This is a genomic window from Micromonospora sp. ALFpr18c, from assembly GCF_008868155.1.
GTDB lineage: Bacteria > Actinomycetota > Actinomycetes > Mycobacteriales > Micromonosporaceae > Micromonospora.
On sequence record NZ_WBKR01000003.1, the window covers coordinates 41,460 to 58,154 of the forward strand.

16 protein-coding genes are annotated in these 16,695 nt (G+C 73.8%); 2 read left to right on the forward strand and 14 right to left on the reverse strand.

The window, feature by feature from the left end:
* Nucleotide 1: 1 nt before the first annotated feature.
* Nucleotides 2–682, reverse strand: a complete 681-nt coding sequence (gene rpe / locus F8271_RS01475) for a ribulose-phosphate 3-epimerase (protein ID WP_151487771.1) — start codon at nt 680–682, stop codon at nt 2–4.
* A gap of 253 nt (nt 683–935) precedes the next feature.
* Here rpe and F8271_RS01480 point away from each other — a divergent pair, with 253 nt between their 5' ends.
* Both F8271_RS01480 and F8271_RS01485 read left to right on the forward strand, forming a co-directional pair.
* Nucleotides 936–1,826, forward strand: coding sequence for a septum formation family protein (locus tag F8271_RS01480; RefSeq protein ID WP_151487772.1), 891 nt, complete (start codon nt 936–938; stop codon nt 1,824–1,826).
* 84 nt (nt 1,827–1,910) lie between these two features.
* Nucleotides 1,911–2,801: a septum formation family protein gene (locus tag F8271_RS01485; RefSeq protein ID WP_151487773.1), complete on the forward strand. Its 891-nt coding sequence runs from the start codon at nt 1,911–1,913 to the stop codon at nt 2,799–2,801.
* 84 nt (nt 2,802–2,885) lie between these two features.
* Here the strand turns inward: F8271_RS01485 and F8271_RS01490 are convergent, their stop codons facing one another.
* From F8271_RS01490 to F8271_RS01550, 13 genes are all read right to left on the reverse strand, one after another.
* Nucleotides 2,886–4,364, reverse strand: coding sequence for an RsmB/NOP family class I SAM-dependent RNA methyltransferase (locus F8271_RS01490; RefSeq protein ID WP_225854097.1), 1,479 nt, complete (start codon nt 4,362–4,364; stop codon nt 2,886–2,888).
* The gene (gene fmt / locus F8271_RS01495; protein ID WP_151487775.1) at nt 4,319–5,245 is read right to left on the reverse strand and encodes a methionyl-tRNA formyltransferase; all 927 of its coding nucleotides are present in this window, start codon (nt 5,243–5,245) and stop codon (nt 4,319–4,321) included. Before fmt ends, F8271_RS01490 begins: the two co-directional genes overlap by 46 nt.
* A 5-nt stretch (nt 5,246–5,250) precedes the next feature.
* Complete coding sequence (def, locus tag F8271_RS01500; protein WP_151487776.1) at nt 5,251–5,811, reverse strand: peptide deformylase; 561 nt, start codon at nt 5,809–5,811, stop codon at nt 5,251–5,253.
* A gap of 45 nt (nt 5,812–5,856) precedes the next feature.
* On the reverse strand, nt 5,857–7,125 hold the full coding sequence (locus F8271_RS01505; RefSeq protein WP_151487777.1) for a cytochrome P450: 1,269 nt from the start codon (nt 7,123–7,125) through the stop codon (nt 5,857–5,859).
* A 146-nt stretch (nt 7,126–7,271) separates the two neighbouring features.
* The gene (locus F8271_RS01510) at nt 7,272–8,255 is read right to left on the reverse strand and encodes an AAA family ATPase (protein ID WP_151487778.1); all 984 of its coding nucleotides are present in this window, start codon (nt 8,253–8,255) and stop codon (nt 7,272–7,274) included.
* 257 nt (nt 8,256–8,512) lie between these two features.
* Nucleotides 8,513–10,531: a primosomal protein N' gene (locus F8271_RS01515; protein WP_151487779.1), complete on the reverse strand. Its 2,019-nt coding sequence runs from the start codon at nt 10,529–10,531 to the stop codon at nt 8,513–8,515.
* Between the two features lie 59 nt (nt 10,532–10,590).
* Nucleotides 10,591–11,784 carry a methionine adenosyltransferase gene (gene metK, locus F8271_RS01520; RefSeq protein WP_151487780.1) on the reverse strand — a complete coding sequence of 398 codons (1,194 nt, stop codon included), beginning with the start codon at nt 11,782–11,784 and terminating at the stop codon, nt 10,591–10,593.
* 87 nt (nt 11,785–11,871) lie between these two features.
* The gene (gene coaBC, locus F8271_RS01525) at nt 11,872–13,080 is read right to left on the reverse strand and encodes a bifunctional phosphopantothenoylcysteine decarboxylase/phosphopantothenate--cysteine ligase CoaBC (RefSeq protein WP_151487781.1); all 1,209 of its coding nucleotides are present in this window, start codon (nt 13,078–13,080) and stop codon (nt 11,872–11,874) included.
* Between the two features lie 14 nt (nt 13,081–13,094).
* On the reverse strand, nt 13,095–13,358 hold the full coding sequence (gene rpoZ, locus F8271_RS01530) for a DNA-directed RNA polymerase subunit omega (protein WP_007075826.1): 264 nt from the start codon (nt 13,356–13,358) through the stop codon (nt 13,095–13,097).
* A gap of 64 nt (nt 13,359–13,422) precedes the next feature.
* Nucleotides 13,423–13,956, reverse strand: coding sequence for a guanylate kinase (locus F8271_RS01535; RefSeq protein ID WP_151487782.1), 534 nt, complete (start codon nt 13,954–13,956; stop codon nt 13,423–13,425).
* Between the two features lie 25 nt (nt 13,957–13,981).
* Complete coding sequence (gene mihF, locus F8271_RS01540) at nt 13,982–14,299, reverse strand: integration host factor, actinobacterial type (protein WP_007458370.1); 318 nt, start codon at nt 14,297–14,299, stop codon at nt 13,982–13,984.
* Between the two features lie 178 nt (nt 14,300–14,477).
* The gene (gene pyrF, locus F8271_RS01545) at nt 14,478–15,314 is read right to left on the reverse strand and encodes an orotidine-5'-phosphate decarboxylase (protein WP_151487783.1); all 837 of its coding nucleotides are present in this window, start codon (nt 15,312–15,314) and stop codon (nt 14,478–14,480) included.
* A gap of 71 nt (nt 15,315–15,385) precedes the next feature.
* Nucleotides 15,386–16,660 carry an adenosylmethionine--8-amino-7-oxononanoate transaminase gene (locus F8271_RS01550; protein WP_151487784.1) on the reverse strand — a complete coding sequence of 425 codons (1,275 nt, stop codon included), beginning with the start codon at nt 16,658–16,660 and terminating at the stop codon, nt 15,386–15,388.
* Nucleotides 16,661–16,695: the final 35 nt, after the last annotated feature.

Sequence of the window (16,695 nt, forward strand, 5' to 3'; positions counted from 1 at the left end):
CTCAGGCCCCGGCGGTCGCGCGTTCCGCCAGTGCCCGCAGGTGCCGCACGGCCTGGGCCGGGTCGGCGGCGCCGTAGACGGCGGTGCCGGCCACGAACGCGTCGGCGCCGGCGGACGCCGCCTGCTCGATGGTGTCGGCGGCGATCCCGCCGTCCACCTCGATGCGCAGCTCCAGGTGCCCGGCGTCGACGTGCCGGCGGGCGGCACGCACCTTGTCCAGCAACTGCGGGATGAACCGCTGGCCGCCGAAGCCCGCCTTGATCGTCATGATCAGGAGGGTGTCGAAGCTGGGCAGCAGGTCCAGGTACGGCTCGATCGGAGTGTCCCGGTCGATGGCCAGCCCGGCCTTCGCGCCGGCCGAACGCAGGTCCTTGGCCAACGCCACCGGGTCGTCGCACGCCTCGGCGTGAAACGTCACGTTGTACGCCCCGGCGTCGGCGTAACCGGGGGCCCACCGACGCGGATCCTCGATCATCAGGTGCACGTCGAAGGGCATCTCGGTGACCGCCCGCAGGCTCTGCACCACGGGCAGCCCGATGGTCAGGTTCGGCACGAAATGGTTGTCCATCACATCCACGTGCAGCCAGTCCGCGGCGTCCTCGACGGCACGGACCTCTTCGGCGAGATGGGCGAAATCGGCGGCCAGGATGCTCGGCGCGACGATCGGCGGCGGTACGGTCACGGGGCCAGTGTACGAACGCGGCCACCCGCCGCCCGCATCGCGGCACCATCTCCGACGCGCTGTGATGCGGCAGTGACCAGTGGTGCAGAATTGGTCGACCCGGTCCGGTGAATCCGGACGAAGAGACATCAGCGACTGGCCGATCGACGGAAACGCGACGACACTCCAACGGGGATGGTGCCTTAGGCTGCACGCCCGCCGGGGTTTCGCCGCGGGGGCGGTGACCGGCCGTCAGCTCCCGGGAGGGCGGACGATGCGACGGTGGCTTCCAGTGCTGGCGCTGGCCTGCGTCACGACGGTGCTGCTGGCCGGCTGCGGTCCGGCGCGAGGCGCGGACGGCGATCTGACCGACGACTGGCCCGAACTGGGCGCCCCGAAGCCGTTCACCCCCGCCACCGACACCTGCCTGCCCCGCATCACCTCGATCGTGCAGGCCAGCACGTACGAGACGGTGGACTGCGCGCGCAGCCACCTGGCCGAGTCGATCCACGTCGGCGCGTTCACCGGCCCCGCCGCGAAGGCCGGGGCGCGACCCGGGCCGGGCTCACCGGCGCTGCGCGCCGCCCGCGGCGAGTGTGACCAGCGGGCCCGGGAGATGCTCGGCGGCGACTGGCACACGGCCCGGCTCACCCTGTCGCTCGCGCTGCCCTCGGCGCCCGCCTGGGCCGGCGGCGCCCGCTGGTTCCGTTGCGACCTGAGCGAGACCGACAGCATCGACAACACCCGGCCGGTGAACCGCAGCGGCAGCCTGCGCGGGGCACTGATCGGCGACGCCCCCCTCACCCACCGCTGCTTCGATCCCAAGCTGATCGGCGACAACCTCAACTACATGGCGCCGGTGCTCTGCACCGAGCCGCACCGCGCCGAGTTCGTCGGCGTCTACGTGGAACGGGACATGAGCTGGGTGGAGTTCACCCGCTCCGCCGAGCAGGCGCACCGACGCTGCATGGCGCTGATCGCCGGGTACGCCGCCGTGCCGAACAACGCCGACCTGCCGTACCGGGCCGGGTCCATCTACTACCCACCGTCGCAACGGGAATGGGAGGAGGGCGACCGTGGTGTGCGGTGTTTCCTGTGGAGCGACGACCGCAAACTCACCCGCTCGATGCGCGGTGCGGGCCCCGAGGGACTACCCGCGATCTGAGTATCGGTGCCGTATGCTGCTGCGCCGTGGCGCTACCGACCAGCCGAGGGTCGGCCGGAGGCCACCAGCGGCGGGAGGTCGACGATGCGACGGTGGTTGACGGCGGTGGCCGGGGGCGCGGCGGTGGCCCTGGCGCTCGCCGGGTGTGGCGCACCGGCCGGAGTCGACCGTGACCTCACCGACGACTGGCCGGCGCCCGTCGCGGCGCAGCAGTTCGTGCCCGCCGCCGACGTCTGCCACCACTCCTCCCAGCAGGTCGGTTTCCTGACCGGCTACAACCCGATGGCGTGTGCCGAGTCGCACCGGGTGGAAACCATGTTCGTCGGCACCCTCACCGGGCCGGGAGCGGAGCGCGGCACGCCCCCGCCGCCCGGCTCGGAGGGCATGCGGGCCGCGCAGGCGAGCTGCGACAAGGAGGTCAACAAGGCCGTCGGCGCCGACTGGCGCTCCGGTCGGCTCGGCCTGACCGTCGTGCTGCCCTCGCCGCAGGCCTGGACCGGCGGGGCCCGCTGGTACCGCTGCGACGTCACTGAGGTCGCCAGCATCGACGACACCGCCGTCGACCTGCGCACCGGCAGCCTCCGGGGGGCGTTGATCGGGGCGGCGCCGTTGGCGTACCGCTGCTTCAACCCGAAGCTCGTCAAGGACGACATCGACGAGATGGTCACGGTGCCGTGCACCGCCAAGCACCACGCCGAGTTCGTCGGGATCTGGCAGGCCCCGGACATCAGCTACGCCGAGTTCACCCGCACCACCAAGCGGACCCACCGGGCCTGCCAGACGATGACCGCGACGTTCGCCAAGGTGCCGGACAACGCGCAGCTCGACTTCCGCGCCGGAACGATCTACTACCAGCCGTACGAGCAGGAGTGGAAGAACGGCAACCGCGGTGTGCAGTGCTTCCTGTGGATCAGCGACCGGGACCTGACCCGTTCGCTGCGCAACGCGGGCACGAAGGGCCTCCCGGTCACCTGACCGGCCGCACGACCGCACCCGGCCGGGTCGGCCGGGTGCGGTGCCGTGTCGGCCCGTGCGTCAGCTCTCCGCGCAGGACGGCGGTCAGCCCTTGCGCAGGACGGCGAGGAACATCGCGTCGGTGCCGTGCCGGTGCGGCCAGAGCTGCACGGTCGGGCCGTCGCCCAGGCCGGGCATACCGGCCGGCAGCAACGGTCGGGCGTCGACGAAGTCCACCGACACACCGCTGCGGCGAGCCGCCTCGGTCACCGTCACGTGCGTCTCGACGGTGTGCGGCGAGCAGGTGACGTAGGCGACCAGACCACCCGGGCGCACCGCCCGCAGCGCCGCGCCGAGCAGCTCGCGTTGCAGCCGGGTCAGCGGCGGCAGGTCGGATGGCTGGCGACGCCACCGTGACTCCGGCCGGCGGCGCAGCGACCCGAGCCCGGTGCACGGGGCGTCCACCAGGACCCGGTCGAAGTGCCCCTCGGGCAGCTTCGGGTCCGCGCCGACCTCACGGCCGTCGGTGGCCAGCACGGCCACCGGCAGCCCCCGGGTCGCCTGGGACACCAGCCGGGCGCGGTGCTCGGCCACCTCCACCGCGGTCACCCGGGCACCACGCTGCGCGGCCAGCGCGCCGAGCAGCCCGGCCTTGCCGCCGGGGCCGGCGCACAGGTCCAGCCAGCGCCCGTCCGGGCCGTCGAGCGGCGCGTCGGCCAGGGCGGCGGCCACCAGTTGGGAGCCCTCGTCCTGGACGTGGGCGCGGCCGTCGACCACCGCCGGCACATCGCCCGGCGAGCCACCGGGCAGATAGACGGCGTACGGCGAGAACGCGCCCGGCGCACCGCCGACCTGGTCGGCCAGCTCGACCGGGTCGATCAGGCCGGGCCGGGCGCACAGGTGCACCGGCGGACGCTCGTTGTCCTCGATCAGAAGGCGGGCCGTCTCGCCCAGATCACCGTCGAGCGCCTCGGAGAAGGCCCGCACGATCCACTGCGGGTGGCTGTACGCGACCGCCAGGTGCCCGACCGGGTCGGTCTCCATCGGCGGGGCGAGCTTCGCCACCCAGCCGTCGGAGTCGAGGGTCGACACCTCCCGCAGCACCGCGTTGGCGAACCCGGTCGCACCCGGCGCGACCGAGCGGACCAGGTCCACCGTCGACGAGACCGCGGCGTGCGCCGGCACACGGGTGTGCAGGAGCTGGTACGCCCCGAGCCGCAGCGCGTCACGCACCGGCGGGTCGATCCGGGCCACGTCCCGGCCGGCCGCGTCGGTGAGGATCGCGTCCAACGTGCCCAGGTGACGCAGGGTGCCGTAGGTCAGCTCGGTGGCGAACGCCGCGTCCCGGCCGAACAGGCCCTCCTCGCGCAGGATGATCGGCAGCACCAGGTTGGCGAACGCGTCGTCGCGGTGCACGGCGGCCACCGCCTCGTACGCCGCGCGGCGCGGCCGGTCCAGCGGCGGTCGTACCGGCCGGCGGTCCGCGCCGCGACCGGCGGGCGGGCCGGAGCGCGGCGGGCGCGTCCCCTCCGGGGCGCTCACGCGAGGTCCTCGCCGGCGCCGACGCGGACGCCACGCGCCCAGTCGGTCGCCGACATGGCCCGCTTGCCCGCGGCCCGCACCTCGCCGAGACGCACCGGCACGGTGGCCGTACCGGCCAGCACGCGGGACTTCTCCACCAGCAACTCCCCCGGCTTCAGCTCCGGCCCGTCGGGCACCGGCACGACCGGGCCGAGTTTCACCCGCTCACCGCGGAACGTGGTCCAGGCGCCGGGGGCCGGGGTGCAGGCCCGGATCCGGCGGTCCACCGCGAACCCCGGGTCAGCCCAGCGGACCCGGGCGTCGTCCACGGTCAGCTTCGGTGCCAGCGACACACCGTCGGCCGGCTGCGGCTCGGCACGGGCGGTGCCGTCCTCGATCGCGTCCAGCACCGCCACCAGCAGACCCGCACCGGAGTCGGCGAGCCGCTCCAGCAGGTCGCCGGACGTGTCGGCGGGACGGATCTCGTCGGTCAGGGTGCCGTAGACCGGGCCGGTGTCCAGGCCCTGCTCCAGCTGGAACACGCTGGCGCCGGTCAGCTCGTCGCCGTGCAGCACGGCGTGCTGCACGGGCGCGGCGCCCCGCCAGGCCGGCAGCAGCGAGAAGTGCAGGTTGATCCAGCCGTGTCGGGGGATCTCCAGTGCCGCCGGCGGCACCAGCGCGCCGTACGCGACCACCGGCACGCAGTCCGGTGCCAGCTCGCGCAGCCGGTCGAGAAACTCCGGGTCCCGGGGGCGGGCCGGCGTGAGCACCTCGACGCCATGCTCGTCGGCCCACTCGGCGACCGGGGAGCGGGACAGGCCACGCCCCCGCCCGGCGGGCGCGTCGGGCCGGGTCACCACGGCGACCAGCTCGTGCCGCGAGGCGGCGACGGCGGACAGGGCGGGGACGGCGACGGCCGGCGTACCGGCGAAGATCACGCGCATCCGGGTCACCGGCCCAGACCGAAGGGGTTGCCCGCGCCGTGCGGGTTGACCTTGACCACCGGCGGGGCGGCCGCGTCGTACCACTCGGCCTGGCGGATCGCCTTCATCGCCTCCTTGCGACCGGCGGCGTCGAGCCGGTCCAGGAAGAGCACACCGTCGAGGTGGTCGGTCTCGTGCTGCACGCAGCGGGCCATCAGACCGGTGCCGACGATCTGCAACGGGTCACCGTAGCCGTTGAAGCCCTTGGCGACGACGTTCTGCCGCCGCTTGGTGTCGAAGTAGAGCCCGGGGATCGACAGGCAGCCCTCCGGGCCGTCCTGCTCCTCCTCGTCGGGAAATTCGAGCACCGGGTTGACCAGGTGCCCGAGCACGTCGTCGACGTCGAAGGTGAACACCCGCAGGCCCACACCGAGCTGCGGGGCGGCCAGGCCGGCGCCGTTCTGCTCACGCATCGTGTCGGTCAGGTCGGCGATGAGCCTCCGCAGCTCGACGTCGAAATCGACCACCGGATCAGCCGGCGTGCGCAGCACCGGATCCCCAAAAAGACGGATGGGCTGGACGGTCACGCGGGACGGCTCCTTCATGGGTGGGACGAGCGGTGCCGTACCAGTCTACGGAGTGCCCGGCCGGACGCCGGCCGGCGTACCGCGATCGACCACCGCCGGTGTGCCCAGCGTCACCGGCAGGCTGTCGTAGCCGCGCAGGGTCAGCCGGGTCCGGTGCCGGGGCGTCCCGGCCAGGGCCAGCTCGGGCAGCCGGCGCAGCAGCAGCGGGAACGCCAGTTGCGCCTCCAGCCGGGCCAGGCCGGCGCCGAGGCAGTAGTGCGGGCCGGCGCCGAAGGACAGCGGGTGCGCCTGCTCGCGGGTCGGGTCGAAGCAGCGCGGGTCGGGAAAGCGGCGCGGATCCCGGTTGGCCGCGCCGAGCAGCAGCAGCGCCGTGCTGCCCGCCGGCAGGTCGAGCCCACCGCAGCGCACCGGCGCCGTGCTGGTGCGGGTGGTCAGCTGCACCGGGGAGTCGTAGCGCAGCAGCTCCTCGACGTACGCCGGGGCGAGCGCGGGGTCGGCGCGCAGCGCGTCGGCGGCCGCCGGGTGACGCAGCAGCACGACGAGCCCGTTGCCGAGCAGGTTGGTGGTGGTCTCGAAGCCGGCCACCAGCAGCACCACCAGGTTGGCCAGCAGCTCGTCGCCGGTGAGCCGCTCACCGTCGGCGTCGTGCACCTGGACCAGCGCCGTGGTCAGGTCGTCGGCCGGTGCCCGGCGCCGGGCGACGATCAACTCGACGAAGTAGTCGCGCAGCTCGGCGGCACCCGCGTCGGCGACCGCCAACTCCTCGGTGGTGATCTCCGGCTCCAGCACGCCGGTCAGGTCACCGGCCCAGCGGCGGAACAACGGCCGGTCGGCCGCGGGCACGCCGAGCAGCGCGCAGATCACCCCCACCGGCAGCGGGTACGCGAAGTCGGCCAGCACGTCGACCGGCGCGCCGTCCTCGGCCCGGTCGACCATCGCGTCGAGCAGTTCCTCGGCCTGGGCCAGCACCACGTCCCGCATGCCGGCGATCCGGCGCGGGCTGAACGCCCCGGCGGCGAGCCGACGCATCCGGCTGTGGTCGGGCGGGTTGGTGCGCAGCATCGACCGGGCGATCGACGACACCGCCGGGCTCTGCCGCCAGTTCGGCCAGACCTGGTCCCGCAGCGTGTCGTCGAGCACCCCGAGCCGGGGGTCGCGCAGCAACTCGTCGGCCTCCGGATAGCCGGTCACCACGTACAGGCCGGGCAGCGCCTGCACCACCGGCCCGTGGGCGCGCAACCGCTCGTACGTCGGGTACGGGTCGACACGCCCCTGCGGCGACATGAGCAGTGTGAGCGCCTCGGCAGCATCCATGGCCGGCCTCCCCCGTCGATGCGTCGGAGGCTCCATCATCCCGGTGCCGGCGTCATCCGGCAGCCCGCAGGCCACCGCCCTCAGGCCTCAGGCCTCAGCCCTCAGGCCACAGGCCGCGACGACGAGGGCTGGGACCGCCCAGGGGGTCAGGCGTTGACGCCCGGATCCCCGGCCAGGACCGCGTCGCCACCGAGCAGCGCGGGCTCCGGCAACGGCAGCTGGATCTTGTGAGCCGCCTCCCAGTCGTAGACCAGGCCGGGGCGCACCTGCGCGGCGAAGTAGTCGATGGCGCTCATGCCGCCCACCACCGGCTCGTCGACCTCCGCGACGAGCTGGGCGGGGACGAGGGAGAAGCCGTTCTGCAGGGCTGCGCTGAGCCGGCGGTGGCCGTCCACGACGAAGAAGTACTCGCCGGTGAACCCGATCTTCAACGGTTCGAGGGCCTCGTCACCGGCCTCGGCCACGTCACCGACGAACTCGGTGTCCCACAGTCCGCGCAGGGTGGCGATGTCCTCGGTCGGGTAGACCCGGGCCGGGTCCAGCAGCAGCAGCGGCGGGCCGTCGCGCAGCACCTCGGCGCCGAGCGTCCCCTCGTGCGCGGCGATGATGTGCTCGACCACCTCGGCGGCCGAGGCCCGGGTGGTGTCGCAGATCAGGTCGTAGTTGCGCAGCCGCGCCTTGTCCACCCCGTAGCGGACGATGAACCGGCTGCGCTCGCTCTCGCTGCGCTCGCGGAGCTTGGCCTTGGCCTCCTCCAGCGAGGCGTAGCTCTCCGCCGGCCCGGAGGGGCGGGCCAGCACCCGGCGGGCCGCCTCACCCGGCTCGGTGATCATGTGCACCTTGAGCGCGTCGGTGAAGAAGTGCCACGCCAGCCGGGAGTCCATGACGAGGCGCTCGCCGGACGCGGCGATGTCGCGCTGGAGCTGGTCGACGTAGCCGTCGACGGCCTGGTCCAGCTCGGCGTGCAGGTTGAGCTGCAGGGCGGTCATCTGCCGCTGCTGGGCCATCTCCCGATAGAGATCACCCACGCTGACCCGGCGCATGCCGAGCCGGTTGGCGATCTCGACCGACACGGTGCTCTTGCCGCTGCCGAGGTCGCCGTTGAAGACGATCGATTGTCGAACGGTCACGACTGGTCCACCCCTGATAACCGGCTGTTTGACATCATCGACATTCGCGTCCGACCGACGCGTTCCCGCCACCGTCGCGCCGTCCTGCGGCGGCTCCGGCTCGGTGTGTCCGACGCCGCACCGCAACCAGGAACCGTCGTACGCCCGGGCATGACGGGCGATGCTACCACCCGGGCGCCAGCGCTTTGCCGGACGCGGTGTGCGGGGGCCACCACCGCGGACCAGGTCGGGGGGGCCGCCGGCATCGGCCGAACCGGTCAGAACAGGCTCAGCGGATCGACCTGGAGACGAACCGGATCGGCGGCCTTGCGGGCGGCGCGCGCCCCGGCGGCCGAGTGCAGCGCCTCGGCGAGCGCGGCGGCCCGCGCCCGGGGCACCCGGACCAGCATCCGCTCCCGCCCCTCGTCGGCGGGCACGGGCCCGAGCACCTCGGCGTCGGCGGGCAGCCGGGCGGCGGCGAGCAGGTCGGCCACCGCCTCGGCCGGGCCGGTGACGCTGGCCATCCGCACCGCCGGAGGGAAGCCCAACTCCCGGCGCTCGGCCAGCTCGCGGCCGGCGAACCAGGCCGCGTCCCAGCGCAGCAGCGCCTGCACCGGGGCGAGCGCGCCGTCGGCGACGACCACCACCCGGCCGGCCGGGGCCGGCCGGGCCAGCGCCGCGGCGGCCAGCCAGCGCCGCAGCGCCTCCTCGCCGGCACGCAGGTCGGCCCGGGTCAGCAGGGCCCACGAGTCGAGCAGCAGCACCGCGCCGTAGCCGCCCTCGGCGACCGGCTCGGCACCCGGGGTGGCCACCACCAGGGCCGCCCCGCCGGGCACGTCGGTGAGCACCTCCTCCCGCCCCGAGGTGCGCACGGGCACGCCGGGGAACGCCCGGCCCAGCTCCTCGGCGGTACGCCGGGCGCCGGTCACCGCGGCCCGCAGCCGCCGACCATCGCACTGCGGGCAGGCGTACGCGGCGGCCACCCGGGCGCACCAGCGGCACGCCGGGGTGCCACCGGACGAGGGCAGCGCGAGCGGGCCGGCGCAGTGCGCGCACCGCGCCGGGGTGCGGCAGTCGGCGCAGGAGATCGACGGCAGGTAGCCGCGCCGGGGCACCTGAACGAGCACCGGCAGGTCCGCCCGGATGGCGTCCCGGGCGGCCGTCCAGGCCAGGCTGGGCAGCCGGGCGGTGGCCGCACCCGGGTCACGCGCCAGCTGGGGATCGTCGCCGGTGGGTGCGATGGCCGCAACGCGGGCCCGCACCGTCGCCCGGTCGGCGACGACCTCCCGGGCCCAGCCGGTCTCCAGCAGCAGCTGCGCCTCGGCGGTGCGGGCGTACCCGCCGACCAGCGCGCCGGCCTCGGCGAGCTGGGCGCGGGTGAGCAGCACGTCGCGGGCGTGCGGATAGGGCGCCCGGGGCTCGGAGTGCAGGTCGTCGCCGTCATCCCAGACGGCGACCAGGCCGAGCCGGTCCACCGGGGCGAACATCGCCGCCCGGGTGCCGATCACCACCGGTACCTGCCCACGCCGCGCGGTGAGGAAGGCCCGGTAGCGCCGGGCCGGCCCGAGCGCGGCGGAGAGGCTGACGTGCCGCCCCGAGCCGAGCACGGCGGTGAGCGCGGCGTCGAGGCGGTCGAGGTCGCGGGCGTCGGCCACCACCACCACGGCCCCGCGTCCCCCGGCCACCGTCGCGGCGACCGCGTCGGCGTAGCGGGCCGCCCAGTCCTCGCCGGGCAACGCCGACCAGACCGCGCGGGGCGCCCGGCCGTCGGTGAGCGCCCGCAGCAGGACCGGGCCGGTCGGGTAGTCCCGCCACCCGCGCGGGTCCACCACGGACGCGGCCGGGCCGTCCGCACCGGGCACGGTCGTACCGCTTACCACGGGCGCGGTCGTACCGTCCGCCCCGGTGACCGGCGGCCCGGCGTCGGCGCGCTCCGCGCCGTCGGCGGTGGCCCCGGGGGCGGGCTGGTCGTCGCGGGACTCCTTCTCCACCCGGGCGTGCCGGGGTGGCACCGCGAGCCGGAGCACGTCGGCGAGGCTGCCCGCGTACCGGTCGGCCACCGCGCGGGCCAGCCGGGCGATCTCCGGCGCCAGCACCGGCTCCGGGGAGACCACCTTCTCCAGGTAAGCGAGGCGGCCGGTGTGCCCGGAGTCGTCGGCGCGGGACAGCAGCCACCCGTCGACGAGCTGCCCCGCGAAGCGCACCTTCACCCGGGTGCCGGGCACCGCCACGTCGTCCAGCTCGGCCGGCACCAGGTAGTCGAACGGGCGGTCCAGGTGCGCCAGTGGCACGTCCACGCAGACGCGCGCGAACGGCGACCCGTCCGCGGGTCGCCGGTCGCTGCGCCTGGTGGCGGTCAGGCTCCCGCGGCCGACTTGAGGTCGGCGGCCCGGTCGGTGCTCTCCCAGGTCAGGTCCGGCAGCTCCCGGCCGAAGTGGCCGTACGCGGCGGTCTGCTGGTAGATCGGGCGGAGCAGGTTGAGGTCCCGGATGATCGCGGCCGGGCGCAGGTCGAACACCTCGGCGACGGCCTTCTCGATCGAGGAGACCGGCACCGTCTCGGTGCCGAACGTCTCGATGAACAGGCTCACCGGGTGCGCCTTGCCGATGGCGTAGGCGACCTGCGCCTCGCACCGCTCGGCCAGGCCGGCGGCGACCACGTTCTTGGCCACCCACCGCATCGCGTACGCGGCCGACCGGTCCACCTTGGACGGGTCCTTGCCGGAGAACGCGCCACCGCCGTGCCGGGCGTACCCGCCGTAGGTGTCCACGATGATCTTGCGGCCGGTCAGCCCGGCGTCACCCATCGGGCCACCGATCTCGAACCGGCCGGTCGGGTTGACCAACAGCCGGTAGCCGTCGGTGTCCAGGCCGAGGCTCTCCAGCTCGGGGGCGATGACGTGGTCGCGCACGTCCGGGGTGAGCAGCGAGTCCAGGGAGATGTCCGCGGCGTGCTGGCTGGACACGACCACCGTGTTCAGCCGGACCGGGCGCAGCCCCTCGTACTCGATGGTGACCTGGGTCTTGCCGTCCGGCCGCAGGTACGGGATCGTGCCGTCCTTGCGGACCGCGGCGAGCCGGCGGGCCAGACGGTGCGCCAGGGCGATCGGCAGCGGCATCAGCTCGGGCGTCTCCGAGCAGGCGAAGCCGAACATCATGCCCTGGTCGCCGGCGCCCTGCGCGTCCAGCGCGCTCTCCGACGCGCCGGTACGCAGCTCGAACGCGTTGTCCACGCCCTGCGCGATGTCCTCGGACTGCGCGCCGATGGAGACGCTGACCCCGCAGGAGGCGCCGTCGAAGCCCTTCTTCGACGAGTCGTAGCCGATGTCGAGGATGGTCCGCCGGACGATCGTCGGGATGTCGGCGTACGCCTTGGTGGTCACCTCACCGGCGATGTGCACCTGGCCGGTGGTGATCATGGTCTCGACCGCCACCCGGCTGTGCGGATCCTCGGCGAGCAGCGCGTCGAGGATGCCATCGCTGATCTGGTCGGCGATCTTGTCCGGGTGGCCTTCCGTGACCGATTCGGACGTGAAGAGGCGGCGTGTCACGGCACTCCTAAGCGTGTGATGTCGTTCCGCGGGAGTCTAATCACCACTGCGGCGGGCGTGGAGTTCAGTCGTGCTTTGTTCCACTCGTCAGGAGCGGTCGGCCAGCCGCGCCACGACGAGATCCCACACGGTGTCGGCCACGTCCTCCTTGGCCTGCTCCGGCAGTCGGCTGACCGAGCCGTCCGCGCCGATGACCGTCACCGTGTTGGTGTCGGCGCCGAAGACCAGATCCGGACCGACCTCGTTGACGACGATCAGGTCGGCCCGCTTCCGGGCGAGTTTCGCCCGGCCGTTGGCCTCGGCGTCGCCGGTCTCGGCGGCGAACACCACCAGCACCTGCTCCGGTCGTTTGCGCTGGCCGAGCTCCGCCGCGATGTCCGGGTTCGTGACCAGCTCGATGGTGGGAGCGACGCCGTCGTCCGACTTCTTGATTTTGCCAGGCGCGTACGTCGCCGGCCGGAAATCGGCCGGAGCCGCCGCCATCACCACCGCGTCGGCCTCGTCGGCGGCCTTGACGGTCGCGTCGCGCAGTTCGGCGGTGGAGCCGACACGGACCAGGTCGACCCCGGCGGGGGCGGCGAGGGAGACGTTGGCCGCGATCAGGGTCACCTGGGCGCCCCGGGCCACCGCCGCGCGGGCGAACGCGTAGCCCTGCTTGCCCGACGACCGGTTGCCGAGGAAGCGGACCGGGTCCAAGGGCTCGCGGGTGCCGCCCGCGGTGACCACCACCCGCCGGCCGGCCAGGTCGGCGGGGGCGGAGTCACCCCGGGCGAGGACCCGACGGGCGACGGCGAAGATCTCCGCCGGGTCGGGCAGCCGGCCCTTGCCGCTGTCGGCGCCGGTGAGTCGCCCGACGGCCGGCTCGATGACCCGGACCCCCCGGGAGCGCAGCGTGGCGACGTTGGCCACCGTGGCCGGGTGCTCCCACATCTCGGTGTGCATGGCCGGAGCCAGCACCACCGGGCAGCGGGCGGTCAGCAGCGTGTTGGTCAGCAGGTCGTCGGCGAGCCCGTGCGCGGCCTTGGCGAGCAGGTCGGTGGTCGTCGGCGCGACCACCACCAGGTCGGCCTGCTGGCCGAGGCGCACGTGCGGCACCTCGTGCACGTCGGACCAGACGTCGTCGGCGACCGGCTGGCCGGACAGTGCCGCCCAGGTCGGCGCTCCGACGAAGCGGAGCGCCGACGCGGTCGGTACGACGCGGACCCGGTGACCCGACTCGGTGAAGAGCCGCAGCAGCTCACACGCCTTGTAGGCGGCGATGCCGCCGCCGACCCCGAGGACGATCGAGGCGGACATCGACGGGTGCGGTCTTACGGCTGGTCGGTCGGCTCGGCGGTGAGCAGGCCCGCGTTGATCTCGCGCATGGCGATGGAGAGGGGCTTCTCCTGGGGGGTGGTCTCGACGAGCGGGCCGACGTACTCCAGCAGGCCCTCACCGAGCTGGCTGTAGTAGGCGTTGACCTGGCGCGCGCGCTTGGCGGCGAAGATGACCAGCGCGTACTTCGACGTCGTCTTCTCGAGGAGCTCGTCGATCGGCGGGTTGGTGATGCCTTCGGGGTTGGCGATGGATCCCACGAATTAACCTCTGCGTCTTTCGAGCCGCGCGAACGCGGTGCTGAGTCTCAACGGCGGCCGACCGTCAGCCGCGCACACGCGACCAGGTCGGATCCGGATAAGAAGAACCGAGTAAGCCTACCAGCTCGCCGACGACCCGCTCGGTGTGGTCGTGGGTCAGGGCGTGGTCGAAGCTCGCCGCGACGGCCGGGTCGGGACGCTTCCCGGGCGGGCTCAGCAGCACCAGCCGGGCGTCGGGCAGGCGCGCCCGGACCAGCGGGGCGCCGCGCAGGTCGAGCGGGAGCAGCACCGGCTGCCCGGCGTCGAGCCGGGCGCGCAGCGGCGGGTACGGCGTACCCCGGTGGTGTGGGCCGGCCCTGGACCACTCCAGCAGCTCGCCCGCGGCCACCCGCCGGTCGAACTCGGCCGGCGCGAGGAAGACCCGGTCGACACCGTCGACCTCCTGCTCCCGGCGCGGCCGGGTGGTGGCCGGTACCGGGATCCACACGAACGGAGAACGCGCCCGGACGAGCTCGACGACACTCTCCCTGCCGGAACCCGAAGGTCCAGCCAGGACAGTGAGCCGAGCCGCCGGGCGCGCCTCGTCATCCGTGCTCACTGCTTGTTTCTACACGCTGCCAGGTTCAGTTGGCGGCGAACTCTCCAAGCAGTGCCTTGCGCTGCTGCTCGCCGAGGCCACGCAGGCGACGGCTGTCAGCGATCTTGAGCTTCTCCATGATCTGGGTAGCCCGGATCTTGCCAATGCCCGGCATCGCCTGCAGGACGGCCGAAACCTTGAGCTTACCCACGACGTCGTCGCTCTCGGCGCGCTCGAGGACGGCGCCAAGGGTGGTCTTGCCCTGCTTGAGCTGCTCCTTCAGCTCGGCACGGGCCTTGCGGATCTCCGCGGCCTTCTCGAGCGCGGCAGCGCGCTGTTCGGGGGTCAGTGACGGGAGCGGCACCAGTTCTCCTCAGGTCCCTATCGCGGCGGGCGGGGCGCACCGCCGCATCTGTGAAACGTGGTGTCGCTGTGAACCAAGGGGTCCGTGGTTCCCAGCGCGGGGAAAACTAGCGGTCAACGGAGCTTTCGGCAACGTGGGCGCGCGACGATCACCGCACAGTGACCGAGCCGTCAGTCAGTCAACGGGCAGCCAGAACGGCCCGGCACTCGCCCAGCACCCGGTCCGCGGCGGCCCGCAGCGCGGCGACGTCGGGGCCCGCGGAGAGCACTTCCCGGGAGTACGACGGGAGCACCGTGGCGAGGCTCGAACCGAAGACGGTACGCAGATCGGCCGCGCCGGCACCCTGCGCGCCGAGCCCCGGCGCGAGCAGCGGACCCCCCACGCCGGAGAGGTCGTGACCGGTGTCGCCGATGGTCGCGCCGACCACCAACCCGAAGCTGCCGAGGGGGGTCGCACCCTTGTTGAGCTGGGAAATCTCGTCGATCACGGTCTGCGCGACGGTGCGGCCGTCGGCCGTGCGGGCGCGTTGCACGGCGGCACCCTCGGGGTTGGAGGTGAGGGCCAGCACGAAGACCCCGCCGCCGTGCTCGGCGGCCAGCTCGAACATCGGGGCCAGCGAACCTACTCCCAGGTAAGGGCTCGCGGTGACCGCGTCGACATACAACGGGCTGGATGGATCAAGGTACGCGCAGGCGTACGCGCGCACCGTCGAGCCGATGTCTCCGCGCTTGACGTCGAGCAGAACGAGCGAACCGGCATCGCGTAACTGTCGGATAGTTGACTCAAGAATCGCCACACCGCGGGATCCGAAACGCTCGAAAAAGGCCGACTGAGGCTTCACCACCGCAACCCGGTCACCGAGCGCTTCCACGACGGTTTGGGTGAACCGGTCAAGACCCGCGACGTCGTCGTCGAGACCCCACCGAGCCAGCAGACCGGGATGCGGGTCGATGCCCACGCAGAGCGGCCCCCGCTCGGTGACCGCCCGGTGCAGCCGGGTTCCGAAGCTCTCCATCGGCGTACTCCCTCTCTCCTCGTCCCGGGTGGCGGACCCGCCCTCCGGGGTACCCGTTGCCGGCGGCCGGCTCAGCCGGCCACCACCGCCGCCGCCACGCCGGACGCGATCCGGGCCAGGTCGGCGTCGTCGGTGACGTACGGCGGCATCGTGTAGATCAGGTCGCGGAACGGCCGCAGCCACACCCCCTGCCCGGCCGCCGCCGCGGTGGCCGCGCCGATGTCGACCTCGTGATCGAGCTGGACGACGCCGATCGCGCCGAGCACCCGCACGTCGGCGACGCCGGGCGCGCCGCGCAGGGGCTCCAGACCGGCGCGCAGGCCGGCGGCGATCCTGGCGACCTGCCCCGCCCAGTCCCCGGCCCGCAGCAGCCCGATGGAGGCGTTGGCCACCGCGCAGGCCAGGGGGTTGCCCATGAACGTGGGCCCGTGCGCGAGCACGCCGGCCGCGGAGATGCCCCGGGCGACCTCCGGGGTGCACAGTGTCGCCGCCAGGGTCAGGTAGCCGCCGGTGAGGGCCTTGCCCACGCACAGCACGTCCGGGCTGACCCCGGCGTGCTCGGCGGCGAACATGCGCCCGGTTCGACCGAAGCCGGTGGCGATCTCGTCGAAGATCAGCAGGATTCCGTGCGCCCGGGTCACCTCGCGCAGGACCCGCAGGTATGCCGGATGGTGAAAGCGCATCCCGCCGGCGCCCTGCACGACCGGCTCCACGATCACCGCGGCCAGCTCGTCGGCGTGCCGCTCGACCGCGTCCACCAGCGCCGCCACGTACGCCTCGTCGGGCGGATCGGTGAAGCCGCCCGGCGGGACCGGTGCGAAGACCTGCCGCGGCAGCACGTCACCCCACAGGTGGTGCATCCCGCCCTCCGGGTCGCAGACGCTCATCGGGTGGAACGTGTCGCCGTGGTAGCCGCCCCGCCAGGTCGCCAGGCGGCGCCGCTGCGGCCGGCCGACGGCGCGTTGGTACTGCAGGCACATCTTCACCGCCACCTCGACGCTGACCGAGCCGGAGTCAGCCAGGAAGACGTGCTCCAGGCCGTCCGGGGTCAGCTCGACCAGCGTGCGGGCCAGCTGGACGGCGGGCTCGTGAGTGAGCCCGCCGAACATCACGTGACTCATCCGGCCGAGCTGGTCGGTCACCGCCGCGTCCAGCACCGGGTGCCGGTAGCCGTGGATCGCCGCCCACCAGGACGACATCCCGTCCACCAGCTCCCGCCCGTCGGCCAGGGTCAGCCGTACCCCCTCGGCGCCGCGCACCACGTACGGCTGGGTCGCCGGCGGCAGCGCCGCGTACGGATGCCAGACGTGCGCCCGGTCCGCGGCCAGGATCTCCTCGGGTGTCACACGTCCTCCTTCCAGGCACGAACGGGCCGCGCGGC